The organism is Streptomyces sp. V3I8, assembly GCF_030817535.1.
Lineage (GTDB): Bacteria > Actinomycetota > Actinomycetes > Streptomycetales > Streptomycetaceae > Streptomyces.
Genome location: NZ_JAUSZL010000002.1, coordinates 1837483 through 1864162 on the forward strand (window position 1 = coordinate 1837483; position 26680 = coordinate 1864162).

Annotated in this window: 24 protein-coding genes and 1 pseudogene; 12 read left to right on the forward strand and 13 right to left on the reverse strand. The window is 71.3% G+C overall.

Annotated elements, in window-relative coordinates; genetic code table 11:
- Positions 1-8: 8 nt before the first annotated feature.
- Entirely contained in the window at positions 9-236 is a 228-nt protein-coding gene (locus QFZ75_RS08075) for a transposase family protein (protein WP_307544300.1), read from the forward strand.
- Here QFZ75_RS08075 and QFZ75_RS08080 read toward each other — a convergent pair.
- From QFZ75_RS08080 to QFZ75_RS08090, 3 genes and pseudogenes are all read right to left on the reverse strand, one after another.
- Positions 234-638, reverse strand: a pseudogene (locus tag QFZ75_RS08080) (transposase); the annotation flags it as partial. The gene QFZ75_RS08075 and the pseudogene QFZ75_RS08080 sit on opposite strands and share 3 nt — an antisense overlap.
- A gap of 970 nt (positions 639-1608) precedes the next feature.
- On the reverse strand, positions 1609-2352 hold the full coding sequence (locus QFZ75_RS08085) for an amino acid ABC transporter ATP-binding protein (protein ID WP_307535066.1): 744 nt from the start codon (positions 2350-2352) through the stop codon (positions 1609-1611).
- Between the two features lie 127 nt (positions 2353-2479).
- A complete protein-coding gene (locus QFZ75_RS08090; RefSeq protein ID WP_307535068.1) occupies positions 2480-2920 on the reverse strand; it encodes a DUF6278 family protein in 441 nt (146 codons plus the stop codon).
- Between the two features lie 166 nt (positions 2921-3086).
- On the opposite strand from QFZ75_RS08090, the gene QFZ75_RS08095 reads away from it, so the two are divergent.
- On the forward strand, positions 3087-4904 hold the full coding sequence (locus QFZ75_RS08095) for an SGNH/GDSL hydrolase family protein (RefSeq protein WP_373465825.1): 1818 nt from the start codon (positions 3087-3089) through the stop codon (positions 4902-4904).
- 113 nt (positions 4905-5017) lie between these two features.
- Here the strand turns inward: QFZ75_RS08095 and QFZ75_RS08100 are convergent, their stop codons facing one another.
- The 7 genes from QFZ75_RS08100 to bagB all read right to left on the reverse strand — a co-directional run bounded on the left by QFZ75_RS08100 (position 5018) and on the right by bagB (position 11897).
- Entirely contained in the window at positions 5018-5797 is a 780-nt protein-coding gene (locus tag QFZ75_RS08100) for an exodeoxyribonuclease III (RefSeq protein ID WP_307535071.1), read from the reverse strand.
- A 30-nt stretch (positions 5798-5827) separates the two neighbouring features.
- Entirely contained in the window at positions 5828-6463 is a 636-nt protein-coding gene (locus QFZ75_RS08105) for an MBL fold metallo-hydrolase (RefSeq protein WP_307535073.1), read from the reverse strand.
- Between the two features lie 57 nt (positions 6464-6520).
- Positions 6521-7807: a 4-carboxymuconolactone decarboxylase gene (gene pcaC / locus QFZ75_RS08110; protein WP_307544303.1), complete on the reverse strand. Its 1287-nt coding sequence runs from the start codon at positions 7805-7807 to the stop codon at positions 6521-6523.
- A gap of 598 nt (positions 7808-8405) precedes the next feature.
- On the reverse strand, positions 8406-9512 hold the full coding sequence (bagY, locus tag QFZ75_RS08115; protein WP_307535075.1) for a LuxR family transcriptional regulator BagY/FevT: 1107 nt from the start codon (positions 9510-9512) through the stop codon (positions 8406-8408).
- 119 nt (positions 9513-9631) lie between these two features.
- Entirely contained in the window at positions 9632-9994 is a 363-nt protein-coding gene (locus QFZ75_RS08120; RefSeq protein WP_307535077.1) for an SAV_915 family protein, read from the reverse strand.
- A 4-nt stretch (positions 9995-9998) separates the two neighbouring features.
- Positions 9999-11105, reverse strand: coding sequence for a bagremycin/ferroverdin biosynthesis 3,4-AHBA synthase BagC/FevH (gene bagC, locus QFZ75_RS08125; protein ID WP_307535079.1), 1107 nt, complete (start codon positions 11103-11105; stop codon positions 9999-10001).
- 18 nt (positions 11106-11123) lie between these two features.
- Positions 11124-11897, reverse strand: a complete 774-nt coding sequence (gene bagB / locus QFZ75_RS08130; protein ID WP_307535080.1) for a bagremycin/ferroverdin biosynthesis DhnA-type aldolase BagB/FevI — start codon at positions 11895-11897, stop codon at positions 11124-11126.
- Between the two features lie 169 nt (positions 11898-12066).
- Between bagB and bagA the strand changes: the two genes are divergently transcribed.
- From bagA to bagI, 7 genes are all read left to right on the forward strand, one after another.
- Entirely contained in the window at positions 12067-13656 is a 1590-nt protein-coding gene (bagA, locus tag QFZ75_RS08135; protein WP_307544305.1) for a bagremycin/ferroverdin biosynthesis tyrosine ammonia-lyase BagA/FevW, read from the forward strand.
- Positions 13653-14981, forward strand: coding sequence for a bagremycin/ferroverdin synthetase BagE/FevW (bagE, locus tag QFZ75_RS08140; RefSeq protein ID WP_307535082.1), 1329 nt, complete (start codon positions 13653-13655; stop codon positions 14979-14981). The genes bagA and bagE overlap by 4 nt, the downstream gene beginning before the upstream one ends.
- Before the next feature lie 15 nt (positions 14982-14996).
- Positions 14997-16019 carry a phospho-2-dehydro-3-deoxyheptonate aldolase BagF/FevY gene (gene bagF, locus QFZ75_RS08145; protein WP_307535084.1) on the forward strand — a complete coding sequence of 341 codons (1023 nt, stop codon included), beginning with the start codon at positions 14997-14999 and terminating at the stop codon, positions 16017-16019.
- Positions 16020-16160: 141 nt separating this feature from the next.
- Complete coding sequence (gene bagG / locus QFZ75_RS08150) at positions 16161-17537, forward strand: bagremycin/ferroverdin biosynthesis FAD-dependent oxygenase BagG/FevA2 (protein WP_307535086.1); 1377 nt, start codon at positions 16161-16163, stop codon at positions 17535-17537.
- 139 nt (positions 17538-17676) lie between these two features.
- Positions 17677-18045 carry a bagremycin/ferroverdin biosynthesis copper chaperon BagZ/FevE gene (gene bagZ, locus QFZ75_RS08155; protein ID WP_307535089.1) on the forward strand — a complete coding sequence of 123 codons (369 nt, stop codon included), beginning with the start codon at positions 17677-17679 and terminating at the stop codon, positions 18043-18045.
- Positions 18046-18079: 34 nt separating this feature from the next.
- The gene (bagH, locus tag QFZ75_RS08160; RefSeq protein WP_307535091.1) at positions 18080-19003 is read left to right on the forward strand and encodes a bagremycin/ferroverdin biosynthesis o-aminophenol oxidase BagH/FevF; all 924 of its coding nucleotides are present in this window, start codon (positions 18080-18082) and stop codon (positions 19001-19003) included.
- 212 nt (positions 19004-19215) lie between these two features.
- Positions 19216-20169 carry an AfsR/SARP family transcriptional regulator BagI/FevR gene (gene bagI, locus QFZ75_RS08165; RefSeq protein WP_307535092.1) on the forward strand — a complete coding sequence of 318 codons (954 nt, stop codon included), beginning with the start codon at positions 19216-19218 and terminating at the stop codon, positions 20167-20169.
- A gap of 81 nt (positions 20170-20250) precedes the next feature.
- On the opposite strand, the gene bagJ is transcribed toward bagI, so the two are convergent.
- The 3 genes from bagJ to bagL all read right to left on the reverse strand — a co-directional run bounded on the left by bagJ (position 20251) and on the right by bagL (position 22760).
- Positions 20251-21609, reverse strand: a complete 1359-nt coding sequence (bagJ, locus tag QFZ75_RS08170) for a bagremycin/ferroverdin transporter BagJ/FevB (RefSeq protein WP_307535094.1) — start codon at positions 21607-21609, stop codon at positions 20251-20253.
- Positions 21606-22076 (reverse strand): hypothetical protein, encoded by a 471-nt coding sequence (locus tag QFZ75_RS08175; RefSeq protein ID WP_307535096.1) that lies wholly within the window; start codon positions 22074-22076, stop codon positions 21606-21608. The genes bagJ and QFZ75_RS08175 overlap by 4 nt, the downstream gene beginning before the upstream one ends.
- Positions 22077-22304: 228 nt before the next feature.
- Positions 22305-22760, reverse strand: a complete 456-nt coding sequence (gene bagL, locus QFZ75_RS08180; protein ID WP_307535097.1) for a MarR family transcriptional regulator BagL/FevM — start codon at positions 22758-22760, stop codon at positions 22305-22307.
- A 60-nt stretch (positions 22761-22820) separates the two neighbouring features.
- Between bagL and bagM the strand changes: the two genes are divergently transcribed.
- The 3 genes from bagM (at position 22821) to QFZ75_RS08195 (ending at position 26277) form a co-directional block, all read left to right on the forward strand.
- A complete protein-coding gene (gene bagM / locus QFZ75_RS08185; protein WP_307535098.1) occupies positions 22821-23459 on the forward strand; it encodes a bagremycin/ferroverdin biosynthesis UbiX family decarboxylase BagM/FevK in 639 nt (212 codons plus the stop codon).
- Entirely contained in the window at positions 23456-24985 is a 1530-nt protein-coding gene (gene bagN, locus QFZ75_RS08190) for a bagremycin/ferroverdin biosynthesis UbiD family decarboxylase BagN/FevL (protein WP_307535100.1), read from the forward strand. Before bagM ends, bagN begins: the two co-directional genes overlap by 4 nt.
- Positions 24986-25191: 206 nt before the next feature.
- Entirely contained in the window at positions 25192-26277 is a 1086-nt protein-coding gene (locus tag QFZ75_RS08195; protein WP_307535102.1) for a prephenate dehydrogenase, read from the forward strand.
- Positions 26278-26680 lie beyond the last annotated feature (403 nt).

Consider the following 26680-nt stretch of genomic DNA (forward strand, 5'->3'; position numbering starts at 1 on the left):
ATCGAGCCATGCTCGACATCCCGCACGAGGTGGTTGAGCATGATTCCTGGCTCATCTGCGCCGGAAGGCGTGAACTGCGTGCGCGTTGGCGGCGGCTGAGCTGCTTCCAGCAGGCTTTCCTTGTGCTGGTGCACCTGCGCAAGAACGAGACGCTGCACCGGGTGGGAGCCGGGTTCGGTGTCTCCACCGCCACCGCCACCGCCACCGCCACCGCCACCGCCACCGCCGGACGGTAGATGATGCTCACTGCCCGTCCTGCCCCGGTCAACGGGGCTTCGTCCGGTCTTGGCTCCCCCGTCAACGCCCGGATGTGGAAGCCGTCGACCGCCGCGCGGGAGAAGTCCAAGCCTTTGCGGCGCGCAGCGCTGCGAGGAGGGCCTGGTGCAGCTGAGGCCACACGCCGGCCTCGGTCCATCCGGCCAGGCGGCCAGGCGGCCAGGCGGCCAGGCGGCCAGGCGGCGCCAGCATGTCATGCCCGAGCCGAAGCCAAGTTCCTGCGACAGATGTTCCCAGGCGATCCCGGTATGCAGCACGAATGGGATGCCCTGGAACACCAGCCGGTCCGGATGGCGCTTGCGCCCTGGATGCCGGGTCCGGCGCTAGATCTTGGGCAGCAGCGGTTCGACCACTGCCCACAGCTCGCCGTCGGCTTCCCACGGCTTCGGCCGTGCCACCCCGCACCCCCACCTCGTCGATCCTGGAGCGATCCAATCACCTCGAAGATCATGGGATTCGGCTCGGGGCAGACCTGCCGGCGGCGCCTCGAACGGTGGCAGCAGACCGGAGCCTTCGACCGACCGCACCGCATCCTGCTCGCCAGACTGCACGCGGCCGGCGAACTGGACTGGTCCGGGGCATGCGTCGACGGCTCCCACGGCCGCGCCAAAAAAGGGGAGCCGACACCGGTCCGTCGCCGGCCGAGCGGCGGAAGACGGGCAGCAGACACCACCTGATCCGCGACGGACATGGCACCCCGCCAAGGTCATCACCACCGCGGCAGGCGTCAACGACGTCACCCGGACCCTCGCCCTGGTCGACGGCGTCCCGCCCGTCGCCGGCCGCCCGGGCAGGCCCCGCCGCCGCCCCGAGACCCTCCTCGGAGACAAGGGCACCACCCACCGGGCCTCCTGGGAAGCCTGTGGCGGATCTCCATGGCGTCTGCCGTGGCGTCTGCCGGGGCACCTCCCGGGGGCGACAACCCGACCGGCGCAGCTGACCTTCCGCCCGCCGCGGCCGACCCGTCGTACCGGTCGGTCCCGCTGCGCGAGCAGTGATCTCCGGCTGCTGCCGGACGGGCCATTGCCCTTCGCCACCGCGTGCCCGGCAGCAGCGTCCCCGGGTCGGCCGAGGCGCCTTCGACAGCCTCTGTCACCGCGGGGATGAACGACAAAGCGTAGTCGAGGCCCGGCCCGGCGGGCCCACCGGCACGGTGGAGCCACGCACCGGAGCCGGCGGACGGCGTCGATTCGGCTGTACGGTCGGCGAGTTGGGCCCCACCACAGGCTCTGCGGGAGGCGTGCGGGCGGCGGGAGGCGACCGCGGGGAAAACGTCGGACGCCGCCGGACGGGGCGTTCACGTGCCGTACGGGTCATGATCATGCCCATCGCTCAGTGTGTGAGGATTTTGGAGAGGAAATCCTTTGCCCGGTCGCTGCGCGGGGCGGTGAAGAACTCCTCCGGGGTCCGGTCCTCGACGACGGCGCCGTCGGCCATGAAGACGACACGGTTGGCCGCCGAGCGGGCGAATCCCATCTCGTGGGTGACGACGACCATCGTCATTCCGTCACGCGCGAGCTGCTGCATGACCTCCAGGACCTCGTTGATCATCTCCGGGTCGAGCGCCGACGTCGGCTCGTCGAAGAGCAGCGCCTTGGGGTCCATGGCGAGCGCGCGGGCGATGGCCACACGCTGCTGCTGGCCGCCGGACAGCTGCGCCGGGTACTTCGGCGCCTGCGAGGCGAGCCCCACCCGGTCGAGCAGTTCGAGCGAGCGCCTGTCGGCCTCGGCCTTCTTCCGGCCGCGCACCTTCATCTGTCCCAGCGAGACGTTCTGCAGGACCGTCTTGTGCGCGAAGAGGTTGAAGGACTGGAACACCATCCCCACCTCGGCACGGAGCCTCGCGAGGTCCTTGCCCTCCTGTGCGAGGGGCTGCCCGTCCAGCCTGATCTCACCCGACTGGACGGGCTCCAGACGGTTGATCGCCCTGCAGAGGGTCGACTTGCCCGACCCCGAGGGGCCGATGACCACGACCACCTCCCCCCTGCCGACGGTGAGGGTGATGTCCCGCAGGACGTGCAGTTCCCCGAAGTACTTGTTGACGTCACGCAGCTCGATCAACGGATCAACGGCCATCCTCAGCCCTACCCACTCTCAGCCGTGTCGCGGTCGCCGCAAACTATCCACACCTCGAGCGGGGCAAATACGCGACACGCACTTATCGGGCATTAGCCGTATTTATCCCGCTGGTCCAGGCCAGGACTCACGTCTCCGCCACCTCGGCGTAGAGCTGGGACAGTTCGGGAACTCCGCTGGCCGCCCACGCGTGGCCCGAGACGACCACGTCGATCTCCCGTCCCGACTCCAGCCGCACGACGGGCTGCCCGTTGGGCCAGACCTCCCAGACCGCGCCGGGGACCGAGCGGACGATGACCGTGCCGAGGTAGAGGCCGGCGTCGTTGCCGAGCCAGGGCAGGCTCTCCTCGTCGTCGCGCCAGCGCGGCAGCAGCTGGTCCAGCGCCTCCAACGAGGCGGCCGAGTCGTCGAGTTCGATTCCCGCCTGCTGGGCCTGGGAGCGGAGCAGTTCGCATTCGGAGAGCAGTCCGGCCACCCCCTCGTGGTCGCTCTCGCCGTCCGAGAAGATCGCGACTCCCCTGGCGGGGCCCCGCTTCTTGCGCCAGTTGCCCAGGAAAGGGATGTTCATACACACAGCCTTTCATTCGTATCACCCGGTGCACCACAGGGCGCGCGGCCCGCCGTTCCCGGCGCGTTCGCACGCAGTTCGCGCCTGTCTCATTGACGAGTCCCTGTCGTCTCCTTAGCTTCACTGTGCATCTGTCGCCTCGTCGGTGAGCACCGGCGATGCACCGGTGAGCAGCCGCGAGTGGGAGGAGTTCGGTGTGCGCCGACGTGTGTGGGGCGATGCCGTCGCCCTTGCTCTGCTGTCGACAACGGTTCCCGTCGCACTGGCGGTTCCCGTGGAGGCCGCGTCACGGGCCGCGGTGCGGCCCGTCCCCCTGGAACGGCACTTCGACAACACGGCCGTGAGCGACGACACGCGGCCCGCCGAGGCGGACTTCGACGGCTCGGGCGGCTCCCTGTCGGCGCAGGACCTGGCCGCCGCCGGCTGGACGCCGGGGCGCTCGCTGACGGTCCAGGGCGCCCGGCTGACCCTGCCCCGCCGGACGCCGGGCGAGCCCGACAACGTACGCGCCGACGGGCAGTCCGTGCGGGTACGCGGCCACGGTGACGCGCTCGCCTTCCTGGTCGCGGGCACGGGTGGCGGCGAGGAGAGCGGCACGGGTGCGGTGCGGTACCGCGACGGTTCGCGCTCCTCCTACCGGCTGACCGCGCCGGACTGGCGCGGCGGGCCGCTCGCCACCAAGGCCGTGGCCCTGCCGCACGTCAACACCCCCGGCGGGCAGCTCGCCGGGAAGACGAAGCTGTACGTCGTGACCGTGCCCCTCGCCCGGGGGCGCGCGGTGGACTCCGTGCGGCTGCCGGTCAACGGCGACCTGCATGTGTTCGCCCTGTCCGTACGCCCCGAAAGCCGTGGCTGGACCGGGAGTTGGGCCGCTTCCTCCTCGGGCTACACCGCGGTCGGGCCCTGGACGGACCGGACGCTGCGCCTGGTGGTGCACACCTCGGCCGGCGGGCCGCGGGTGCGCATCCGGCTCGACAACACCTTCGCCGCCGCACCCGTACGGATCGGCGGCGCGACGGTGGCCGTGCAGGCGTCCGGGGCGGCTCCGCGCGGCGCTCCCGTGCCGCTGTCCTTCAAGGGCTCCGCCGGTCCGGACCTTCCGGCCGGGGCCCAGGAGTTCAGCGATCCGCTGGGCTTCGACGTGCCCGCGGACAGCAATCTGCTCGTGAGCCTCCATCTGCCGGGGACGGTGACGGCGGCGCCCGTGCACAGTCTGGCCGTGCAGCAGTCGTACGTCAGCGAGCCCGGTGACCACGCGGCGGACGCCGGGCCGGACGCGTACACCTCGACGATCCTCGGCTGGCCGCTGCTGACCGGTGTCGACGTGGCCGGCGGGCCGGGGTCCGTCGTGGTGCTCGGCGATTCCATCACGGACGGCGAGAAGTCCACGCGGGACGCCAACCGGCGCTGGCCCGACCTGCTGGCCGACCGGCTCCGGGCGCAGGGCGCGGTGCCGCGCTACGGGGTGCTCAACCACGGGATCTCGGCGAACCGGGTGGTCACGGACCGGTACGCCGGCGACGGGGTGTCCACCGACACGGGCGGGGTGAGTGCGCTGCACCGGCTGGACCGGGACGTTCTGGCGCAGACGTCCGCGCGGACGGTCGTCGTGTTCCAGGGGGTGAACGACGTGCGGTGGGGAGCGAGCGCGGAACAGGTCGTCGAAGGGCTGCGGGAGGTCGCGGAGCGTGTTCGCGGCCGCGGGCTCCGGGTGGTGGCCGCGACGATCGCGCCCTGCGCGGGGGAGGCACGGTGCACGGGCGCCGTCGACGCGGAGCGCTCCGCCGTGAACGGGTGGATCAGGGAGCAGGCCGGCGCGGGGGCCGGGGCCGCCGTCGACGGCGTGCTGGACTTCGACGCCGTGCTGCGGGATCCGGCCGACCCCGCGCGGCTGCTGCCCGCCTACGACAGCGGGGATCATCTGCATCCCGGGGACGCGGGGCTCGCCGCGCTGGCCGATTCCGTGGACCTGGAGTTGCTGTAGACGTGTGCGTGAGCCGGGCGCAGGGCGGTTCCGGGGCCGGTCGGGCCGGGATCCGGGTGCCGGTCGGCTGTGGCCGGGCGCGCAGTTCCCCGCGCCCCTGAGGACGGGCCGCTCTAGACGTCCAGGTCCACGACCACCGGGGCGTGGTCCGAGGCGCCCTTGCCCTTGCGCTCCTCCCTGTCCACGTAGGCGTCGGTGACCGCCTTCGAGAACGGGGTGTTGCCGTAGACCAGGTCGATGCGCATGCCCCGGTTCTTGGGGAAGCCGAGCTGGCGGTAGTCCCAGTACGTGAACGGGTGGTCGTACTTGAGGGGGCGCGGGACCACGTCCGTGAGGCCGGTGCCGCGCAGGGCGGCGAGGGCGGCGCGCTCCGGTTCGGTGACGTGGGTGGAGCCCTCGAAGAGGGACCGGTCGAAGACGTCGTCGTCCGTCGGCGCCACGTTGTAGTCGCCCAGCACCGCGAACGGGCGGCCGCCCGCCGCGTCCTCGGCGACCGCCGCTCTCAGGGCCTCGAACCACTGGAGCTTGTACGCGTAGTGCGGGTGGCCCACCTCGCGGCCGTTCGGCACGTAGACCGACCAGACGCGGACCGGGCCGCAGGTCGCGGAGACGGCGCGCGGCTCCTCGACGCCCTCGTAGTCCGGGCCGCCCGGCAGGCCGCGCACGATGTCCTCGAGGCCCACCCGGGACACCACCGCCACGCCGTTCCACCGCCCCGTCGCGTTCACCGCCGACTCGTAGCCCAGCTCGCGGAGTTCGTCGGACGGGAACTGCTCGGCCGTGGTCTTGGTCTCCTGGATGCACAGCACGTCCGTGCCGGTGCTCTCCAGCCAGGCCAGCACCCTCGGGAGACGGGCGGTGACCGAGTTCACGTTCCAGGTGGCGATACGCATGGTTCACAACCTACCGGGCACCTCCGACACTCACAGGTCGGCGGTCTCTCCCGGCGCCAGCCTCAGGTGCTCGCAACCGCCCAGCGTGCCGATCTGCCGGTCGTACGCGGGGCGCGCCAGGTCGGTCAGGAGGGCGTCGTGGATGTCGTACGCGCGCTGCGGCTTGACCTCACGGACGTAGTCGATGACCTCGGAGATCTTGCTCCAGGGTGCCTGCACGGGCAGCATCAGCGTCTCGACCGCGTGGTCGGGGACGGTGAGCGCGTCGCCCGGGTGGAAGACGCGCCCGCCGTCGACGAGGAAGCCGACGTTCGTGATGCGCGGGATGTCGGGGTGGATCACGGCGTGCAGTTCACCGTGGACCTGTACGTCGAATCCCGCGGCGGTGAACGTGTCACCGTGGCCGACGGTGTGCACCCGCCCCGGGAACGCGGCCGAGAGCTGGTCGGCGACGGACCTCAGCGTGTAGATCTGCGCCTCGGGGTTGGCCTCCAGACCGGCCCGCAGGTGCCCTTCGCTGAAGTGGTCGGGGTGCTCGTGCGTGACGAGGATCGCGTCCACGCCCACCGCGGCGTCCGCCTCGCTGAAGAGGCCGGGGTCGATGACGAGGGCGCGGCCGTCCTTCTCCAGGCGGACACAGGCGTGCGTGTTCTTCGTGAGTCTCATGCCTCCCATCCTGCCTCCGGGCGCCGGCGCGGGCTCACCCGAGGGGCCCCGCGGCACTCACTCCTGCGGTGTGGTCTCCTCCCGGATGACCTGCTGCGCCACCTTGAAGGCGCTGTTCGCCGCCGGTACGCCGCAGTAGACGGCCGCCTGGAGGAGCACCTCCTTGATCTCGACCGGGGTGAGGCCGTTGCGGAGGGCGGCCCGGGTGTGGAAGGCCAGCTCGTCGAGGTGGCCGCCCGCGACCAGGGCGGTGAGCGTGACACAGCTGCGCGAGCGCCGGTCGAGACCGGGCCGGTCCCAGATCTCGCCCCACGCGTAGCGGGTGACGAACTCCTGGAAGTCGCCGGAGAACTCGTCGGCCTGGGCCAGCGCCCGGTCCACGTGGGCGTCCCCGAGCACCTCGCGGCGGACCTTGAGGCCGGCGTCGTACGGATCGGCCCGGCCCACGACCGCCTCGGGCTGGGGGGCGGGGGCGATCTCGGCGACGGGTGACATCTGCTGCTGCGCGGCGGGCACCGGGTGCGCCGGCGGGACGACGACCGCCATCTGTCCGGTGGACGAGTCGTAGGCCGGCTGCTGCCAGGCGGTGGAGAAGTGCCGTACGAGGAGGTCCGTGACCGCGGCGGGCTGTTCGACGGGCACCAGGTGGGAGGCGCCGGGCACGACCGCGAGGCGGGCGTCGGGTATCCCGGCGACCAGGGTGCGGGCCTCGGCGGGCCCCGTGACCTGGTCGTCCGAGCCGACCAGGACGAGGGTCGGCACCCCGATCCGGCCGAGTTCGGCGCGGATGTCGAACGCGGCGAGCGCCTCGCAGGCGGCGATGTAGCAGCCCGGGTCCGTGGTGCGCACCATCTGCACGGCCCATTCGGTGATCGCGGGCTGCGCCGCGGCGAAACCGCTCGTGAACCAGCGCTCGGGGGACGTGCGCGCGATGGGGTCCAGGCCGTTCGACCGGACGATCACACCGCGCTGGCGGAACTCGTCGGCCGTGCCGAAGCGCGGGGAGGCCGCGATCAGCGTCAGCGAGGCGAGACGGTCCGGGCGGCGCAGCGCCAGTTCGGCGCCCACCGCGCCGCCGAGCGCGCAGCCCGCGTAACCGAACCGCTGGACGCCGAGCGCGTCGAGGGTCGCCAGCAGCCGCTCGGCGAGCTCGGTGACCGATCCGGCCGGGTGCGCCGGCGCCCCGCCGTGGCCCGGCAGATCGAACCGGAAGATCCGCCACTGCTTGGCCAGCTCCGGAACCTGCCGGTCCCACATGTGCCAGGTGGTGCCGAGGGACGGCCCCAGGATCAGCACCGGGGCGTCCTCCGGCCCGTCAAAGCGGTACTGCAGCGTATTGATCATGGCTTCGGTCACGGGTTCACACCTTCATCTGTCACGATCCGTCACACACCCCCCCGCGAGACCTCCCCATACCTCCGCTGCTGGAGGCAGGTCCGCCACGTCCGGCTTCACGTACCACTTCTCGGTCGTTTCCACATCGATGTGCCCGGCCCGCACGGCGAGTGGGTGATCCGGCACCCCGTTGTCCGCCAGGCAGGTCAAGCACGACGCCCGAGCATCGTACAGACGGACTCCGCGAGGGCCGTTCCCGTCCGTGGTTTCGCGGTCCCGAACGCGCAACCGATGGCGGGAAGAGCCGCTCCGGTCTTCAACCGGCCGTACGGACACGTGAAATCGGGCAGAAGACCGTCCGGCTGCCCCGCCTGCGCACACCGAGAATCCCCTGCGCCGGATGCAACAGGAGAGATCCGCGAGATATCGGCCTTTCGACACCGCGCCAGAAACCGCGTGAATTGCGGCCTCTTTCGGCGATGCGCTCGAATTGTGCGGCACGGGAGGCCTGTTCGAGTCCGGAAGGAGCAAGGGCATGACGGAATCCGAAGGGTCTGCCTCCGCCGACGGCCGGAAAGCGGAAGACGATCGCACCCTCGGCCGGAGCCTAACTCGGCCGGCCTGTGGAGTACGGCCCGGTGGGCTGGTAGTACTCGGTGAACAGCCGCCCCACCAGCTCCCCGCGGCTGGACACGCCGAGCTTTTCGAAGATCGCTTTGATGTGGTCGCGCACGGTGTGCGGCGAGAGATGGAGCTCCTCGGAGATCCCGCTGGTGGACAGTCCGCGCGCCACCTGCTGGGTGACCTCGAGCTCCCGCTCCGACAGCTCGTAGGCCTGCACGACGAGCGGTGTGACGTCGGAGACCGGAGCGCGTTCGATGATCACCGCGGAGACGCCCAGGTGCCCGTCGGGCCCGCGCAGGCAGGACGCGTGGCACACCAGCCAGCGGCCGGTGCGGGTGCGCATCCTGATGCGCGCGGTGCCCCCGCCGCGCTCCTCGGCGATCGCCCTGGCCCGCATCGCGGTGCCGTACGCCCACAGGGGTACGCGCAGACCGAGCGCGGTGAGCGAGGCGGGACCCTTCGGCATCTCCTCCAGATAGCGCCGCGCCTCGTCGTTGACCGAGACGAGGGTGCCCTGGGCGTCGAACAGCAGCAGTCCGGTGCCGGTCAGGGCGTCGCCGGAGGGATCAGGGCGCTGTTTGGCGTACGCCCTGATCAGGCGCGCGACCGGCGTGCTCAGGTCCTCCACGAACCTGCGCTCCCCGGCGGAGAACTCGGCCCGCCCCTTCTCCCGGAACAGGCTGACGTACCCGTGGGGGCGGCCGTCCACCCGGAGCACGGCCCGCAACTCGTCGTGCACTCCGCGCGGCGCCAGGAACCCCCGGTACAGGGAGCTGCGCTCGGGTTCGCCCCCCGTGGTGTCCCACAGGCTGACCACCGGCACCGGCGCCAGCGCGAGGTCCCGGAACAGGTTGATCTTCTCCGTGAACAGCTCGTACTGCCAGTAGACGGCACAGCTGTGATCCTCGATGTTCTCCGCGAAGATCGGCGACGTGATCATGCCGGTCTCCGGGTCGGTGGCCCGCCAGACGGCGGCGTCGTACGGGACCGCCCTGCGCAGTTGTGTCGCGAGCGTGCTGAACAGCGTGTGCGGGCTGTCCGCGCGTCCGGCGCGCAGGAGGAGCTCGTCACGACCGGGCGCAGTGGGCATCTGCGGCACTCCGTTCCGGGGTGGTCCACGGATGATGAGGTGACCCTTGCCTGTCCCAACTCCACACCACCGTACGCCACTCGGCGGTTCCCGGCCGGTGACGGCGGCGGAGCCGGCCGTCACCACACCTCGTCCGGCAGCCACTGCGCGTACCGCCGCGAACCTACGAGGACGGGCCCGTCCCCGCAGACGTCCACGGCCGGCAGGTCGGCCGCCTCCGGCATCCTCGGTATCTCCGGTCCGACGTAGAGCGCGTCGATCCGGACGTGCTGGATTCCGAGTGGCCGCAGCAGCGCCAGGAGTGCGGGCCAGGACAACCGGATCCACCGCTGGGTGGGTCCCAGCGCGGCGTGGAGCCGTTCTTCGCCGGTGAAGGCGAGGCCGACCCGCTCCTGGCCGGCACCCGGCCGGGCCGTACGCACGACGGCCGCCGCACCACCGAGGTCGTCGCCCCGGACCGGGACGTACAGGAGCGCGTCCACCGCGTCACGTCTCGAGGCAGAACTCGTCGAGCGGGTATCCGACGTGCCGGTCCTCCGTCGGCAGGAAGCCGAGCACCTTGTCGCCGGGCTTGAGCTCGGTGCTGTTGAGGACCTTGCCGCCCGGGCCGAGCACCCGTACGTGCCAGTCGTCCTGCAGGATCAGATTGACCTCATGGCCGTCGGCGGAGACCGCGTTCACCGAGATCAGCGGCCTGGTCTCGATCTTGACCCGGCCGACGGTGACGAGCCTGGTGCGGCCCTCGACGTCGGACGCCACGACCTTGCTGCCGGCCTTCAGTTCGCTGAGGTAGTTGGTGCGGCCGTCCTTGGACAGCGTGTACGAGTGGATGGCGCCGGCGTTCACCCGGAACGGGCGGGTCGGCATGTACGGCAGCGGATGTGTCTCGCTGACGCACAGGATCATGCCCTTGGAGTGCGACCCGACCAGGATGCCCTCGTCCTTGCGGAAGTAGGTGCAGGTGTCGACGCAGGCGCGCTCGCCCATGCCCACGTGCTCGGTGCCGACGACCTCGAGTTCGGTCAGGGTCAGGTCGGGGGTCTCGGCGTTGACCACGGTCTTCAGGGCGGTGGCGTCGCCGACCTTGCGGGGCGCCATCATGACGCCGTCGGAGCCGTGCTCGAGCACGCCGAAGATGATCTCGGCCTCCTCGACGTCGGCCGCCACCGTGATCAGGCTGCCCCGGGAGGAGGCGGACGCCGCGATGACGATCTCCAGCGGGATCTTGGTCGGGTCGCGGAAGAGCAGCAGGCTCCACTGCTCGGTGCGCGCCGACTGGCAGGCGTCCTCCAGCGTCCCGGCATCGACGATCTCCACGAACCGGCCGAATTCCAGCCCCGGGTGTTCGAGCTTCAGCTCGGCGGGGGTGATTTTGTGGAAGTCGGGGTCCACGATGACCACGGTCGCCTCGCCGAAGTCCTCCGGAAGGGTCTTGCCGCGGGGGAACAGCACCTTGGTGACGGTCGGGGGCAGGCCCTCCAGGGCTGCCGGGTCCGCCACGACGATGCCGTCGACCCGCTGGTGCAGCGCCTCCTGGACGATGGCGTCCCGCGCCTCGTCGACGTTGCGGATGTCCAGCCAGCTGAGCTTCATGTGCGGGGCTCCTAGAGGTCACTCGCTGTGGATGAGGTCGGCCAGCTTCGCGGCCATGACGCCGGGATCGGGCGCCTCGAAGACGTTGCGGCCCATGGCCACGCCCGCGACGCCCGCGCTCAGCGCCTCGCCGACGTGGGCAAGGACCTGGCCCTCGTCGTCGTTGCGCGGACCGCCGACGGTGATGACCGGGACGGGAGAGCGGGAGGTGATCTCCTTCATCTCCGTCACCGAGCCGACGTACGGGGCCTTCACCAGGTCGGCGCCGAGATCAGCGGCCAGGGTCACCGCGTGCGCCACCAGTGCGGGGTCGCGCGGATCGCTGATCCGGGGGCCGCGGGGGTACATCATCGCCAGCAGCGGTACGTTCCAGCGGTCGCAGGCTTCGGCGACCGCCGCCAGATCGGATATCTGCCGCTGCTCGCCGTCCGAGCCCAGGTTGACGTGCACGCTCACCGCGTCCGCGCCCAGCCGCAGGCTCTCCTCGACGCCGGCCACCAGGTACTTGGCGTCCGGGTCGGGAGCGTGCACGGTACTGGCGCTCAGGTGGACGATGAGCGAGGTGCTGCCGAACCAGGCGGGATCGACGTGCCGGAGACTGCCTTTGTGCAGGACGATCGCGTCCACCCGGTTGGCGGCCAGCCGGCCCACGAGCGTGTCGAGCCCTTCGGCGCCGGTGATCGGTCCCTGGCTCACCGAGTGGTCCAGCGGCACGATGAACAACCGTTCGGAATCGTTTCGGTAGAGGCGCCGCAGACGGAGTCGCCTGCCGAACGCGCCGTTGGAGATCATTGGGGTTTCCTCATTTCTCCGTGCCGGTCTTGCACCAACCCTGAAGAGGGCAGCTATCTTCGGTGTCTCATTCACATATCGCGTGCGACGCCTTTCCGATATCGACGGGGAACATCAGCGGTCAAGACTCTTGGGAAACCGGCGAGAAAGGTGTCCACAAGTGACGACCATGAAAATTGACGGGCACGGCCTGAGCATCGCCCAGACCGTGGCCGCCGCGTCCCGCGAAGGTTCGGAATTCGCGGTCTCCGAGGACGCGTTACGGGCGATGAACGCCTCCCGGAACCTGAAATTGGAGATCCTCGCGACCGGCAAGCCCATCTACGGGGTGACGACGGGTTTCGGCGACAGCGTCAACCGGCAGATATCGCCGGAGAAGACCGCGCGACTGCAGAACGAGCTGATCCGCTACCACCTGAACGGAACCGGCCCGCTGGCCTCCGACGAGGTCGTGCGCGCCACCCTGCTGATCCGCGCCAACTGCCTGGCCCGGGGCAACTCCGGCGTCAGCCTCCCCGTGGTGGACCTGCTGCTGGACTTCCTCCGGCACGACATCCTGCCGACCGTCCCCGAGCGCGGCTCGGTCGGCGCCAGCGGCGACCTCGTCCCGCTCTGCTACCTCGCCCACGCCCTGACGGGCCAGGGCAGGGTGCGCCACCACGGCGAGACACGTCAGGCCGCGGAGGTGCTGGCCGAACTGGGCCTGGAGCCGGTGACACTGGAGGCCAAGGACGGGCTGGCGCTGATCAACGGCACCTCCTTCAGTTCGGCGTTCGCGGTCCTGAACACCGAGGCGGCGGCCGAACTCGCCGACGTGGCCGACATCTGCACCGCCCTGGCCAGCGAGGGGATGCTCGGCAACCGGGGCCACTACGCGCCGTTCATCCACAACGAGAAGCCGCACGCCGGCCAGGGCGACAGCGCCGCGTTCGTCCACGATCTGCTCGAGGGCTCCTCACTGGCGATGACGTACGACCAGGTCGTCGACCTGAACGTCCCGCTGGACGGCCGGCACTACCAGAAGCTCACGCGCAGCATCCAGGACCGCTATTCGCTGCGCTGCGCCCCGCATGTCAACGGCGTCCTGCGGGACATGCTCGACTGGGTCCGCGCCTGGATGACGGTGGAGATCAACTCCTCCAGCGACAACCCGCTGTTCGACCCCTCCACGGGCGCCGTGTACAGCGGCGGCAACTTCTACGGCGGGCACGTCGTCACCGCGATGGACTCGCTGAAGACGGCCGTCGCCGGCATCGCCGACCTGCTCGACCGGCAGCTCGCGCTCCTGGTCGACGAGAAGTTCAACAACGGCCTCACACCGAACCTGATCGCCCGGGTGGCCGACGACGACACCGAGGCCGGGCTCCAGCACGGCTTCAAGGGCATGCAGATCGCGTGCTCGTCGCTCACCGCCGAGGCACTCAAGCACGCGGGACCGGCCTCCACGTTCTCCCGCTCCACCGAGGCCCACAACCAGGACAAGGTCAGCATGGCCCCGATCGCGGCGCGCGACGCGCGCAACGTGATCGAGCTGACCCGTGAGGTCGCGGCCATCCACCTGCTCGCCGCCTGCCAGGCCGTCGAACTGCGCGGCGTCGACGAGATGAGCCCTCGGACCAAGGCCGTGCACGCACGCATCCGCAAGGAGGTCCCCTTCGCCGCCAAGGACCGGCAGATGGACGGTGACATCGCCGCGGTCGTGGAGATGATCATCTCCGGCGCCGTCACCGAGGCCGCTCGGGCGGGAGGGAACCTGTGACCGCCACCGCGAACACCGGGGTGGCCCCCTCCGGTCCGGCGTCCGGCCCGCTGCCGGCCATCGGTGACTGGAAGTCCTTCGACGAACTGCGGGCGCTCCAGCAGGAGCGGATCGAGCCGACGCTGTGGCACGCCCTCGACTCACCGTTCTACGCCGAGCGTCTGAAGGCCGGGCAGAAGCTGTCCACGGTGGGCCTCACCGGGAAGTCGGACCTGCGCGACAGTTACCCGTTCGGCATGCTCGGCGTGCCCAGGGAGCGGCTGGCCTCCTACCACGAGTCCAGCGGCAGCACCGGCAACCCGACCCCCGCCTACTTCACCCAGGCGGAGTGGACCGACCTGGCCGACCGGTTCGTCCGCAAGGCCGTCCCGCTCGGTCCGCAGGACACCATGCTGGTGCGCATCCCCTACGGACTGGTGCTCGCCGGGCACATGGCCCACTGGGCCGCCATGCGCAGCGGTGCGACCGTCGTCCCCGGCGACTGCCGCTCGCTCGCGGTGCCCTACGCGCGGGTCGTGCGCGTGCTGCGCGACCTCGAGGTGACGCTGACCTGGTCGACGCCGAGCGAGAGCCTGCTGTGGGTCGCCGCGGCCAAGGCCGCCGGCCACCCCGCCGATTCCTTCACGTCGCTGCGGGCTCTGTACGTGGCGGGCGAACCGATGAGCAACGCGCGCCGCCGCCGGATCGAGGAGATCTGGGACGCCCCGGTGATCGAGGAGTACGGCTGCACCGAGGTCGGCCCGCTGGGCAGTGACTGCCCGTACGGCCGGATGCACTTCTGGGCCGACCGGGTGCTGCCGGAGATCTACGACCCGCAGACCGGGGAGATCGCCGCCGAGGGCGCCGGGCAGCTGGTCATCACCCCGCTGTACCGCGAAGCGATGCCTTTGGTGCGCTACAACCTCGAGGACCTGGTGGAACTGCGGTACGAGGACTGCCCCTGCGGGTGGAACCTCCCCACCGTGCGGGTCATGGGCCGGCTCGGCCAGGGCCACACGGTGGCCGGACGGCGTCTCGGGCAGATCCAGGTGGAGGAGATGGTCCACCGGCTTCCCGCCTCCCACGGCGTGCTGTTCTGGCGGGCCAGGGCCGAACAGGACCGTCTGGTGGTCGAGTTCGAGGCGCCCGGTCCGGACGGCGAAGAGGCCGCCGCGTCGCTCGCGGCGTCCGTCGAGACGGAGCTCGGGGTGCCCTGTGCGGCCGGCGCGGTGCCCGAGGGCACCCTGGTGCCGACCGCGTTGCTGGCGGAGCAGCTGGACGCCATGAAGCCGCGCAAGCTGTTCGGGCCCGACGAGGACTGGGGGCAAGCCGTTGTCCGGGGTTGAGACATGGTGATCGTGATGGCGCCACAGGCCACCGCGTCGGACATCGCCGCGGTCGTCGCGCGGGTCGAGTCGGCGGGCGGCAAGGCCTTCGTCAGCCGTGGGACGAGCCGCACCGTCATCGGACTGGTCGGCGACATCGAGCAGTTCGGCACGCTCGACCTCGGCGTCCTGCGCGGGGTCGCCGAGGTGGTGCGCATCTCGGCGCCGTACAAGCTGATCAGCAGGGAGAGCCACCCGGACCGCTCGGTGGTCCTGGTGGGCGGGACGCCGATCGGTCCCGGCGCGCCGACGCTGATCGCCGGGCCCTGCGCGGTGGAGACGCCGGAGCAGACGCTGCGGGCGGCGCTGATGGCCCGGGCGGCCGGCGCGACCGTACTGCGGGGCGGCGCCTTCAAGCCCAGAACCTCTCCCTACGCCTTCCAGGGCCTGGGGGAGGCCGGGCTGAGGATCCTCGCCGACGTGCGCGCCGAGACCGGCCTGCCCGTCGTCACCGAGGTGGTCGACGCCCACGACGTCGAACTGGTCGCCTCGTACGCCGACATGCTGCAGATCGGCACCCGCAACGCGCAGAACTTCGCGCTGCTGCAGGCCGTGGGCGACGTGGGCAAGCCGGTCATGCTCAAACGGGGGATGTCCGGGACCATCGAGGAGTGGCTGATGGCCGCCGAGTACGTGGCGCAACGCGGCAACCTCGACATCGTGCTGTGCGAACGCGGCATCCGGACGTTCGAGACGGCCACGCGCAACACTCTGGACATCTCCGCCGTGCCCATCGTCCAGCGGCGGTCGCACCTTCCCGTCATCGTCGACCCCTCGCACTCGGGTGGGCGGCGCGACCTCGTGCTTCCCCTGACCCGGGCGGCGCTGGCCGTCGGCGCCGACGGGATCATCGTCGACGTGCACCCCGACCCGGCGACCGCGTTGTGCGACGGACCCCAGGCGCTCGTCCACGAGGACATGGAAGAACTCGGCGCGGCCATGCGCGGCGAGACCGCCGTGAGGCGCCGGGTCCTCGACGGGGTCGCCTCCCTGCTGTGACCACGACCGGCCGCCGGGCCCCGTCCCCCGGCGGCCGGTCGCCGGTCGCCGCATCCTCCCCAAACGGGGGATGGGATGCGTCTCCCGCGGTTGAAAGAGTCCTCACATCCCGATAAACAACCGGGTCCTGGAGGACTGAGGATGACGACAGGCAAGAGCATCGTGAGGCCGACCGCGGCGGAACTCTCCGAACGGCTGCGCGGCCGGGTCCTGCTGCCGGGAGACGACGACTTCGCCGAGGAGCTGGACGGGTTCAACCAGATCACCGAGCACTCCCCGGACCTGATGGCCGTCGTGGCCGGGGCCGAGGACGTGCGTGAAGCCGTGGCCTTCGCCGCCGTCCGCGGGATACCGATCGCCGTCCAGGCCACCGGCCACGGCCCGTCCGCCGCGGCGGACGGCGGACTGCTGATCAGCACCCGCCGGATGCGCGGCGTGAGCATCGACCCGGCCGCACGGACCGCCCGGGTCGAGGGCGGCACGCAGTGGTTCGAGGTGGTCGAGGCGGCCGCCGAGCACGGCCTCGCCCCGCTCAACGGCTCCTCGCCGCTGACCGGGGTGATCGGCTACACCCTCGGGGGCGGCCTCGGGCTGATGGCCCGCAGGTACGGCTACGCCGCCGACCACGTCACCGCCGTCGAGATCGTCACGCCCGACGGGCGCTCGCGCCGGGCCACCGCCGTCCAGGACGCCGACCTCTTCTGGGCCGTGCGCGGCGGCAAGGGCAACTTCGGCGTCGTCACCGCCCTCGAGTTCGGCCTCGTACCGGTGACACGGCTGTACGGCGGTGGGCTGTTCTTCCCCGGCGAGGCCGCCGTGGAGGTGCTGCACGCCTGGCGCGCGTGGACCTCGGTCGTGCCCGAGGACCTCACCTCCTCGCTGGCACTGCTGCGGATGCCGGACGTCGAGGAGATCCCGCCCTTCCTGCGCGGCCGGCTGACCGTGCACGTGCGGATCGCCTATCTGGGCTCGGCGGAGGACGGGAACAAGCTGGTCGAGCCGCTGCGCGCCGCCGGTCCGCTGGTCGTCGACACCCTCGCCGACATGCCGTACACGAGGTTCGGGGAGATCCACAACGACCCGACCGAGCCGATCCCCTACAGCGAGCGGTCGATGATGCTCCGCGAGCTGGACACGGCGGCGGTCGACACGCTGCTGGAGCTGGCGGGCCCGGGTGCCGACTGCATCGACCTGGTCGTGGAACTGCGGCAGCTGGGCGGCGCGGTCGGCCGGCCGCCCGAGCGGCCGAACGCCGTCGACCACCGGGACGCCGCATTCGCGCTGTCGACCCTCTCACTGCCCGACAACCGCCCCCCGCTCGTGGTGGACGGCATGGCGGCATGGGGCACCGGACGGCGCTATCTCAACTTCCTGGCCAGTCCGGACACCGCGCACCTCGCCGAGAGCGGTTATGAACCGGCCACTTTCGCCCGGTTGACCGAGATCAAGACCCGCATCGATCCGGACAATCTTTTCCGATTCAACCACAATATCGTGCCACGCCCCTCGTCGGCCTGACCCCGCCCCACCTCGAAAAGTCCACACGGCGCCGCTCGCACGCGCACTCCCGACCGGAAAAATACCCCGCCGATATATGTCCTTGAAAGTCTGGTGGGAATGCTTGCCGCTGTTTGTGATTGTTGATGGGAGAACAAAAATGAAACGACGTGACGTGATGAAGGGCGTGGCGGGCGCCGCCGCGGTCGTGGCGGCGCCCGCCGCCGTCATCCACGCAGGCAACACCTGGGCCGCGTCCAACGACGACACGGCCGCGACCCGGGCCGCCGACGAGTCCGGGGACCTGTACACCGAGCAGTACAAGGGCCGCACGATCACCGTGTCGAAGAGCACCGAGAAGGTGCACATCGACGGCAGCGAACTGCACCTGATGAAGCTGGGTGAGGACGCCTACCTCAGCTCGATGTGCCACTACCGGTTCGAGCCCACCCCGCTGGCCGCCGGCCGGCAGGCCGTCGACGAGCTGCGCGGGGCGAACCTGCTGCCCTCCGGCGGCCACCATGCCTGACCGGGCCGCCGGAGAACCGAGAGGGAAGAAACCGATGGTTCCCGTTCGCAAGAACCACCTCGCCATGACCGCCAGGGAGAAGGGACGCTTCATCCGGGCGCTGCTGCGGGTCAAGGAGACGGGCGTCTACGACGAGCTGGTCCGGCTTCACATAAAGATCAACTCGGGTGACTACCTGGACAAGGACGGTGGCGTCGGCAAGCGCTGGGGCCACATGAGCCCGGGCCTGTTCCCGTGGCACCGCCAGTACCTGCTGGTCCTGGAGCGGGCGCTGCAGCGGATCGATCCCACCGTCACCATCCCGTACTGGGACTGGACCAAGGACCAGAGCCTCGACTCGCCCCTGTGGGCCGACACCTTCATGGGCGGCAACGGCCGGCCCGGCGACGGCATGGTCACCACCGGCCCGTTCGCCCGCCGCAACGGCTGGAAGCTCAACATCAGCGTGGTGCCGGTGGGCGACGAGCACCCGGCGTTCAACGGCCACTACACCACGGACGACCGGGACTACCTGGTCCGCGACTTCGGGACCGTCAACCCCGACCTGCCGACGACGAAGGAGCTGGAGGACACCCTCGCCATCCCGACGTACGACACGCCGCCCTACAACTACACCTCGGGGTACGGCACCGAGACGCAGTCCCTGCGCAACCACCTGGAGGGGTACGCGAAGTTCCCCTACGAGGCCAACCTCGGCAAGCTGCACGGCGCCGGCCACACCTGGGTGGGCGGCCACATGCTGTACATCGGGTCGCCCAACGATCCCATCTTCTTCATGCACCACTGCTTCCTCGACAGGGCCTGGTCGATCTGGCAGAAGCAGCACCCGGACGTTCCGCAGTACCTGCCGGTGGAGGACCACCCGGACGTCCCCTCGCTGCACACGAAACTCGCGCCCTGGTACACGATGACGCCGGCCGATCTGCTGGACTCCACGAAGTTCTACCGCTACGAATAGCGCCGCCCCGGGGGGCATCAAAAAATAGCCTGCACGACGGATCCACCGTGCCACCGACGACAGTTGCCATCGACATTCTCACCGATGCCGATGGCAACTGTATTGGCACAGTTGCCGGCGTTCACACGCTCATACGTCAACACTCGCACATCACTAACGGGGGTATAGATATGTGCGCCGCCTACGAATTCCGAATACTAGGCCCACTGTTCGTGACGAACGGAGGGGAACAGATCGAAATAAGCGGGATCCGCCGGCAGAAGTTACTGGCGGCGCTGCTTCTTCAGCCGAATCAGACGGTCAGCCTGGACCGGCTCGTCGACGCCATGTGGGACGACAAGCCGCCCGCGTCCGCCCACGGACAGATCCGCATCTGCGTCTCCGGTCTTCGCCGCCTGCTCAGGGGAGGAGAGCGCGACAGCGTGATCGAGACCCATCCCTCCTGCTACCGGATCAACGTCCACGACGAGGACGCCCTGGACCTGTTCACGTTCGAACGGCTGGTCTCCCAGGGACGGGCGATGGTCCGCGACAACCAGCTGGAGCGCGCCGAGAGGCTGCTGAAATCGGCGCTCGCGCTGTGGCGCGGACCGGTCGTGGCGGGCCTCGACAGCCCGGCGCTGGCCTCGCTCGTCGTCAAGCTCCACGAGGACCGGCTGACCCTGCAGGAGGAGTACTTCGACGTGGCGCTGAAGCTGGGGCGCCACCAGCAGATCATCGGCGATCTGTCCGGCTTCGTCACCGAGAACCCCTTCAGGGAACGCGCCTGTGCCCAGCTGATGCTCGCGCTGTACCACTCGGGTCGCCAGGCGGACGCCCTGGAGACCTTCCGCACCACCAGGATGCGGTTCTCCGAGGACCTCGGCATCGAGCCGACCCGCGACCTGCACGTCCTGCACCAGTCGATCCTGGCGGGACAGCTCTCCTCCACGGCCGCACGCCCTTCGGCCTCGGTGGCACCGCCCTCTCCCCACGCGAACGGCCACCGGGGTCGTCCGGCCTGCCTCTCACTGCTCTCACAGGCCTCGCCGGACATCACCGGCGACCCGATGGAGCAGCTGCGGCTGGAGAACGACCTGCTCCGCATGGAACGCGACGGGCTCCGCGGGATCCTGTCCCTGTGGCTGGACCTGAACGACGGCGATGCAGGCGCCGCGGCCTCCTGAACCGTCGTACGGCGTCTCTCCCTCCCGTCCGCGACGGAGCGGACCGGAGGGAGGGACGTTCCCACCTCGGCGCCGTACGCGTCAGGCCTCCTGCTGCACCCGGGCGGGCGGGAGCGTCAAGGCGATCAGGCCGGCCAGCAGCGGGAGAACCGCGACGACGGCGAGCGCGCTGGTGAGGTCCATGTGCTCGGAGAGGGTCCCGGCCGCGGCCGAGCCGATACCGCCGCCCACGAAGAACAGCAGGTTGAGCACGCCCATGGCGCCACCGCGCTGAGCGGGCTCGAGGCGGCTGGAGAGCACGGCGGTGGTGAGCACCTGCGTAGCGGCGAACGTCGCCATGCCCATGGAGGTGCCGATGAGCATGACGACGATGCCGCCGTCGACGAGACCGACGATGCCGAGGAACACCGCGCAGCTCACGGCGGTCACGGCGAGCAGCAGGCTGCCGCCCTTGCCGGCGGCGAGCTTGCTGGCCACACGAGCGGCCACGGCGCCGACGACCGCGCCCGGCAGCAGCCAGGCACCGATCTTGAACACGCCCCAGCCGTACTGCATGGCAAGGATCTGCGGCACCGCGTACATCGCGGCGAACAGTCCGGCGTAGCCGCCCACGCCGATCATCGCGGAGGTCAGGAAGGTGCGGTCGGTGGCCAGTTCACGGGGGAGGAAGCCGTCGGGCCGCCTGCCGATGTGCACCAGCAGGCCGGCCACCGACACCACGAGGAGCACTGCCAGTCCGATCACCGGCAAGGTGTCGAGGTCGAGGGAGGAGGCTTGGATGAGCAGGAGCAGCGAGGTCGCGCCGGCGCTCAGCAGGACCCCACCGGTCACGTCGACGGCCTTGCCGTAGCCAGGGCGGGAGGCCGCGAGCTCCAGGCAGAAGGGCACCATCAGCAAGGAGAGCGCCGGCAGCACCAGGGTCAGCCGCCAGTCCAGCCAGTCCGTCACCATGCCGCCCATGAGGGTGGCGGTGGAGGAGAACAGCGCCATGGACGCGCCGAAGATGGCCAGGATCTTCGTCCGGAGTGCGGGCGCCGCCGCCGAGGCGAGCGTGAGGGCGCTGGAGGTGATGGCGCCGGAGCCCACCGCCTGCACGAACCGGCCGGCGATCAAGGTGCCGAAGCCCGGGGCGACCAGGCACAGGACCGCGCCCACGGCGAGGAACAGGGCGCCGGTGAGGAGGGTGTTGCGCACCCCCCACTTCTCGGAGAGCCGCCCGAAGAACGCGGTGCCCACACCGAGCGCGAGGGCGTGCGCGGTCAGCACCCAGCCGGCGACGGCAGGGCGGACCTCCATCTCCATGGCGACGTCGGGCAGCGCCACGCCCGCGGCGGTCACCCCGAAGATCACGGGGCCGAAGAGCGCTCCGAGCCTGAGTCCGGTGGAGCCCGCACCGGGTGCGGTTCGCGGCGGGGCCTGCACCGCACTGTTGGTCGTCATCGAGAGTCGTCCCTTCCAGGATTCCTGAGGTGTGCCGGGTCGGCGTCTTCGTGCGGTCGGGGGTTCTTCACGCGGGACGTTCGGACGGCCCTCGCACGCGGCGGGAGGGTGCGGTCGAACCGGAAGGGGTTCTCCGGGTCGTACCGGGCCTTGACCCCGCCCGGCCGCGCGTGGCCGGGCGGGCGGGCGTGGCCGGCCGGGACCGCGTGGCCGGCCGGGACCGCGCGGTCCCGGCCGGGCGGTCCCCGGTCCGGCGGGGACGGGGAGGCCGGGACGGCTGCGGCCCGTTCCGTGGTGTGCCATGCCGTCCACGACGTGTTCCGGGCGTCCCGCGCGCCGGCCTCGGCCCGGACGACCCGGGCCACGGGGCCGGTGGTCACGCCGGTCGCCCGGCGGGCGCCGACGAGCGGTCCGGTCCCGGCGGCGAGCGGTCCGGTCCCGGCCGCGAAGGCGACGGCCTTGCGCACCTGCGGGGCGTCCCGTGCGGCGGGGCCGTCGCGGGCCGATGCCGGGGGCCCGGCCGAACCCGGCGGCCCCGGCCGCACGTCCCTCGCCCCCGGCCCCCGGCACCGGGCCGGGAAGGCGGTCGACAAGCCCTTGCGCGGTTGCCGGTCCGTACATGTGTCAGCCCTCCCAGTCGGAGCCAGTCGGTTCGCTGATCACACTTCCAGCGCCGGCTCGGAGGGCCCATCCCTCTATTGAGGGGAAGTGGACTGCGGCATGTCGCCCAGGACACGGAGCATCTCGACCAGTTGCCCCATCCGCTTCTCGCCCAGCAGCTCCTCCACCCGCGCGTGCAGTCGCGCGGCCTCCTCGACCGCCTCGGCCAGGCGCCGGCGGCCGGCGCCGGTGAGGGCGACGATGCGGCGTCTGCGGTTCGCCGGGTCCATCTCCTTGGTCAGCAGGCCGCGCGCCTCCAGACGGTCCAGCAGGACGGTGAGCGTGGAACGGTCGACGGCTGCCAGGGCACCCAGCGCGGACTGATCCAGGCTGCCGTGGTCGTCCAGGGCGAGCAGCACCGCGAACTGAGGACTGGTCAGGTCGGGCAGGCGCTGCTGCCACAGCGCCGTCCAGGTCTGTCCGGCCCGGCGCAGCTGATGCGGCAGCGCCTCTTCCAGTTGTGGCCGCGGTCGGGGGCTTGTGTTCGTCATGGCGACCACTATATTCAGTACAAGGATATTCCGTACACGGAAGGTTTCGGTGGAGGCAGGATGCGACTGATCGTGGGAATGACCGGCGCCACCGGTGCGGCGCTGGGCGTTCGGCTGCTCACCGAGTTGCGCGGGAACCCGCAGGTGGAGACGCATCTGGTGCTCAGCCGCTGGGCGCGCACGACGGTGGAGCTGGAGACCGGGCTGAGCGCCCGCGAGGTGGCCGCGCTGGCCGACGTCACCTACTCGCCCGACGACCAGGGGGCGGCGATCTCCTCCGGCTCGTTCCCCGCCGACGGCATGGTGATCGTCCCGTGCAGCATGAAGACGCTGGCCGGCATCCGGGCCGGGTACGGCGAAGGGCTGATGGTCCGCGCCGCCGACGTGACGCTCAAGGAGCGGCGCCGGATGGTTCTGGTGCCGCGGGAGACGCCGCTCAACGAGATCCATCTGTCGAACATGCTGGAACTCGCCCGCATGGGCGTCTCGATCGTGCCGCCCATGCCCGCCTTCTACAACCGGCCGGAGTCGGTGGACGACATCGTCGGCCACATCGTCATGCGAGTCCTCGACCAGTTCGGGCTCGGGACCGCCGGCGCCCGGCGCTGGGACGGCTTCCCGCGGCCGCCGGCCGGCCCCGCGGCCGACGCCCCCGCGACACGCCACAACGGCACGAAACAGAGGAGCGCCCGTTCATGACCGACCCCACGGCCGACCCCACGACCAGCCCCACGACCGACCCCACGGCCGGGCCGGTGATCCGGTTCGGTGAACTGCGCGGTTACCTCGACGCACTGGAGGCCCTCGGCGACCTGCACCGCGTCACACGACCGGTGAGCGCCGACCTGGAAGCCGCCGCGATCAGCCGTCTGTCCTGCGAACGGCAGTCCGCCGCCCCGCTGTTCGAGAACGTCGAGGGCGTCGCGCCGGGCTTCCGGTTGCTCGGGGCGCCCGCCGCGCTCAGCTCCGCTCCCGGCAAGCCGCTGGCCCGGGTCGCCCTGTCCGTCGGCCTGCCCGCCGGGACCACCGCCGCCGAACTGGTCGACCACCTGGCCCGCACCCGCGAGGCGAAGCCCGTGCCCCCTCGGCCGGTCGCACGGGAGGACGCGCCCTGCAAGCAGAACGTGCTGCTGGGCGACGACGCCACCCTCGACCGCTTCCCGGTGCCCCGGGTCCACGAGTTCGACGGCGGACCCTACGCCAACACCTGGGGCATCATCGTCGCCAGGACACCGGACGGCCGGTGGACCAACTGGTCCATCGCCCGGATCATGCTGATCGACGGCAGGCACATGACCGGCCTGGTGATTCCGGCGCAGCACATCGGCATGATCTGGTCGCAGTGGGTGGAGATCGGCGAGCCGATGCCGTACGCGCTGGTGCAGGGCGGCGACCCGGCCATCCCGTTCGTCGGGGGCGTTCCGCTGCCGCCGGGAGTCGACGAGGCCGGCTACATCGGGGCGCTGCACGGCGAGCCGGTCGACGTCGTGCGGTGCGAGACGGTGGATCTGGAGGTGCCCGCGGGCGCGGAGATCGTCATCGAGGGGCATCTGTCCGTCGGCCGCGACGCGCGGGAGGGACCGTTCGGCGAGTTCGCCGGATACGGCTCCACCGAGACGTCGATGCAGCCGGTGTACACGGTCGAGGCCATCACCCACCGCGACGACCCGATCTGGCCGCTGGTGGCCGAGGGCCGGCCGGTGGACGAGTTCCACACCGTGACGGGCGTCGGTCAGGCGGCCGAAGTCCTGGCGGAGCTGCGCGCCGCCGGGCTGCCGGTCACCACTGCCTGGTCGCCCCTGCGTGCGGCGTCGCACTGGATGGTGGTCACCGTCCCCCGGGACTGGCGGGAGCGGCTGCCCGGTGTCGACTCCGCCGCACTCACGCACCGGATCGGCAAGGTGCTCTCCGGGTCCCACTCGGGCCGCGCCACGGCGGCCACCTTCGTCCTGGACGACGACATCGACCCGGCCGACGACACCGACCTGCTGTGGGCACTGGCCACCCGGATCCACCCCCTGGACCGGGCGGAGGCGTGGTACGGATTCGTCCACCCGCTGCTGAACTGCTACACACGCGAGGAGCGCGCCGCCCAGTCCGGCCCGATCGTCTTCCACGACGGGTTGCTGTCCGCCCCCGGCGAGGACCGGCTCCCGCACAGTTCCTTCGCCCAGGCGTATCCGGAGCGGATCCGCCGCCGGGTCCTCGAACACTGGGCCGACTGAAGCCGCACCCACACCCGCACCCACACCAGGTCCGGATCCGGGCGGGGCCGGCCGCGGCACGCGCGCCGGGCCCGTCGTCCGGACCGGCGCGATCCTGGTGAAGGGTCCCTCCGGACATGGATGGAGCACGTGGACACCGAGCAGCAGCACGAAGGGCCGGCGGCCCTCCCCCGCCGCGCGGCGACCCGGCACGAGGGCGGCCTCCGATGAGGACCGCCCTGGTCATCGGGGCCGGTCTGATCGGTACGTCCGCGGCGCTGGCGCTCGCCGGACGCGGCGTCGTCGTCCATCTGGCCGACCACGACCCGGACCGGGCCCGGACCGCGGCGGCCCTCGGCGCCGGCAGCGACGAGCCACCCCCCGGCCCGGTGGACCTCGCGCTCGTCTGCGTGCCGCCCGCGCACACCGCCTCCGTGCTGGCCGGGGCCATGCGCACGGGGACGGCGCGCGGGTACGCCGACGTCGCCAGCGTCAAGGGCGGGCCCCGGCGCGAGCTGGAGGACCTGGGACTCGATCTGCGCTCGTACATCGGCACCCATCCCATGGCGGGCAAGGAGAGTTCCGGCCCCCTCGGGGCGAGCGCCGATCTGTTCGAGGGCCGGCCCTGGGTGCTCACCCCGACGCCGGACACCGACACGGAGGCGCTGAACCTCGCCCTGGAACTGGTCGCGCTCTGCCGCGCCGTGCCCGTGATCATGGACGCCGCCGCCCACGACCGGGCCGTCGCCCTCGTCTCGCACACGCCGCAGCTCATCTCCTCGATGGTCGCCGCCCGGCTGCAGGCCGCCGACGAGACGGCGGTACGGCTGTGCGGCCAGGGCATCCGCGACGTCACCCGGATCGCCGCGTCCGACCCGCGGATGTGGATCGAGATCCTCTCGGCCAACCCGGGTCCCGTCGCGGAGGTGCTCGCGGGGGTGGCGGCCGACCTGGAGGAGACCGTCGAGTCGCTGCGCGCCCTGCAGTCCGCCGACGAGTCCAAACGGCGCGGCGGCGCGGCGGGCATCGAGGAGGTCCTGCGCCGGGGCGGAGCGGGCCGGGCCAGGGTGCCCGGCAAGCACGGCGAGGCGCCCGCCTCCTATGCGACGGTGGCCGTCCTCGTCAGTGACCAGCCGGGCGAACTGGCCCGCATCTTCGCGGACGCCGGGCGCGCGGGCGTCAACGTCGAGGACATACGCATCGACCACGCGACCGGCCGGCAGGCGGGCCTGGTCCAGCTGATGGTGAGCCCCGCGGCGGCCCCCGCCCTGACCGCCGCCCTGAGTGAACGCGGCTGGTCGATCCGCCGTTGACGGCGCGCCTCCCGCGGCGCCGAAGTCCGGTGGCACCGAAGTCCGGTGGCGCCGAAGTCCGGTGGCGCCCGTCACCGTGGCGCAGGAGAAATGGCCCGGCCGGCCCGCGGGCCGGATCTCCGGGCCGGGCGGCGCCTCCGGCCCGGTGGACCTACGAGGCGGTGCGTGCGTACGCGTCGGTACGTGCGATCGCGGAACAGGCGCCTCCTGCGACACGGCCTCCGGTGCCGCGACAGGGCCTTCGGTGCCGCGACAGGGCCTCCGCAGGAATCCGGGCACGGCCCGGGACCGCGGCGACGGCACCGCCACGGATGCCCTCTTGTCTCCGCCGTGTCCGGAGTATTGACGTCCCGTGAAACAGTTTAATAGTTTCAGTATCTTCGACTCCCAGGGTGTCCCCTCG

What these genes read in the sequence shown, in the direction of transcription:
- QFZ75_RS08075 (WP_307544300.1), top strand. Translation starts at nt 9, where the DNA reads ATGCTCGACATCCCGCACGAGGTGGTTGAGCATGATTCCTGGCTCATC.
- QFZ75_RS08085 (WP_307535066.1), bottom strand. Translation starts at nt 2,352, where the DNA reads ATGGCCGTTGATCCGTTGATCGAGCTGCGTGACGTCAACAAGTACTTC.
- QFZ75_RS08090 (WP_307535068.1), bottom strand. Translation starts at nt 2,920, where the DNA reads ATGAACATCCCTTTCCTGGGCAACTGGCGCAAGAAGCGGGGCCCCGCC.
- QFZ75_RS08100 (WP_307535071.1), bottom strand. Translation starts at nt 5,797, where the DNA reads ATGCGTATCGCCACCTGGAACGTGAACTCGGTCACCGCCCGTCTCCCG.
- QFZ75_RS08105 (WP_307535073.1), bottom strand. Translation starts at nt 6,463, where the DNA reads ATGAGACTCACGAAGAACACGCACGCCTGTGTCCGCCTGGAGAAGGAC.
- pcaC (WP_307544303.1), bottom strand. Translation starts at nt 7,807, where the DNA reads ATGATCAATACGCTGCAGTACCGCTTTGACGGGCCGGAGGACGCCCCG.
- bagY (WP_307535075.1), bottom strand. Translation starts at nt 9,512, where the DNA reads ATGCCCACTGCGCCCGGTCGTGACGAGCTCCTCCTGCGCGCCGGACGC.
- bagC (WP_307535079.1), bottom strand. Translation starts at nt 11,105, where the DNA reads ATGAAGCTCAGCTGGCTGGACATCCGCAACGTCGACGAGGCGCGGGAC.
- bagB (WP_307535080.1), bottom strand. Translation starts at nt 11,897, where the DNA reads ATGATCTCCAACGGCGCGTTCGGCAGGCGACTCCGTCTGCGGCGCCTC.
- bagA (WP_307544305.1), top strand. Translation starts at nt 12,067, where the DNA reads ATGAAAATTGACGGGCACGGCCTGAGCATCGCCCAGACCGTGGCCGCC.
- bagF (WP_307535084.1), top strand. Translation starts at nt 14,997, where the DNA reads ATGGCGCCACAGGCCACCGCGTCGGACATCGCCGCGGTCGTCGCGCGG.
- bagG (WP_307535086.1), top strand. Translation starts at nt 16,161, where the DNA reads ATGACGACAGGCAAGAGCATCGTGAGGCCGACCGCGGCGGAACTCTCC.
- bagZ (WP_307535089.1), top strand. Translation starts at nt 17,677, where the DNA reads ATGAAACGACGTGACGTGATGAAGGGCGTGGCGGGCGCCGCCGCGGTC.
- bagH (WP_307535091.1), top strand. Translation starts at nt 18,080, where the DNA reads ATGGTTCCCGTTCGCAAGAACCACCTCGCCATGACCGCCAGGGAGAAG.
- bagJ (WP_307535094.1), bottom strand. Translation starts at nt 21,609, where the DNA reads ATGACGACCAACAGTGCGGTGCAGGCCCCGCCGCGAACCGCACCCGGT.
- bagL (WP_307535097.1), bottom strand. Translation starts at nt 22,760, where the DNA reads ATGACGAACACAAGCCCCCGACCGCGGCCACAACTGGAAGAGGCGCTG.
- bagM (WP_307535098.1), top strand. Translation starts at nt 22,821, where the DNA reads ATGCGACTGATCGTGGGAATGACCGGCGCCACCGGTGCGGCGCTGGGC.
- bagN (WP_307535100.1), top strand. Translation starts at nt 23,456, where the DNA reads ATGACCGACCCCACGGCCGACCCCACGACCAGCCCCACGACCGACCCC.
- QFZ75_RS08195 (WP_307535102.1), top strand. Translation starts at nt 25,192, where the DNA reads ATGAGGACCGCCCTGGTCATCGGGGCCGGTCTGATCGGTACGTCCGCG.